Genomic DNA, 1049 nt, shown 5'->3' on the forward strand with positions numbered 1-1049 from the left:
TCGGGGACGGTCACGCCGGGCACGCCATCGGTGTGGCCGTTGATGGTGACGGTGATGGTGGTGGTGCTGACGTCGCCGTCGGCATCACGGATCGTGTAGGTGAAGGTGTCCTTGAGCTGCTGTCCATCGAGCAGCGCGTTCACGCGCGGATCGTTGTTGTTCAGCTCGTAGGTGTAGGTGCCGTCGGCCTTGAGGACGATCTTGCCGTACTCGCCGTTGACGGCGGTGTTGACGTTGCCGGTGACGTTCTGGCCGGCGGGGACCGTGCCCTTGGCCACGCCCACGACATTGGTGACGTCCGCGCCGAGGGTGTCGGCGCCGGTGCCGCTGATGACGTTGCCGGAGGCGGTCAGTGCGGTGTCTTCCGTGACGGAAGCGGTGTCGGGCTTGGCTTCGGGCGCGGTGTCGGTGATGAGCACGACCAGGTCGTCGGACTTGACCTGGTTGGCCGCATCGGTGACGGTGACGGTGAACTTGTCGGTGACGGAGTCGTCGCCGGCGGTGTGGTTCTTGGCCGTCCCGTCCTGCTGGTAGCTATAGGTGATCTTGCCGGTGGCCGGGTCGTAGCCAGTCAGCGTGAGCTTGCCTTCGGTGCCGTTGACGACGACCGGGGTGGTGCCCAGCGCCTGCAGGTCGGCCACAGAGAGGGTGACGTTGCCGATCTTGACGGTGGCCAGGCCTTCCGGTGCGGTGACGGTCAGTTCGCCGGTGACCGGCTGCGTGGCGTTCTCGGCGATGCTGACGTTGCCGGCATCGGCGCCATTGGCATCGGGGACGGTCACGCCGGGCACGCCATCGGTGTGGCCGTTGATGGTGACGGTGATGGTGGTGGTGCTGACGTCGCCGTCGGCATCACGGATCGTGTAGGTGAAGGTGTCCTTGAGCTGCTGTCCATCGAGCAGCGCGTTCACGCGCGGATCGTTGTTGTTCAGCTCGTAGGTGTAGGTGCCGTCGGCCTTGAGGACGATCTTGCCGTACTCGCCGTTGACGGCGGTGTTGACGTTGCCGGTGACGTTCTGGCCGGCGGGGACCGTGCCCTTGGCCACGCC

The 1049-nt window shown here is 66.1% G+C and carries 1 protein-coding gene; it reads right to left on the bottom strand.

Going from position 1 to position 1049, the window contains the following annotated elements; genetic code table 11:
• On the bottom strand, positions 1-1049 hold a 1049-nt coding region (locus IB259_RS30825), incomplete at both ends, for a VCBS domain-containing protein (protein ID WP_225596993.1).

This window comes from Achromobacter sp. ACM04 (assembly GCF_014851465.1).
Lineage (GTDB): Bacteria > Pseudomonadota > Gammaproteobacteria > Burkholderiales > Burkholderiaceae_B > Achromobacter > Achromobacter aegrifaciens.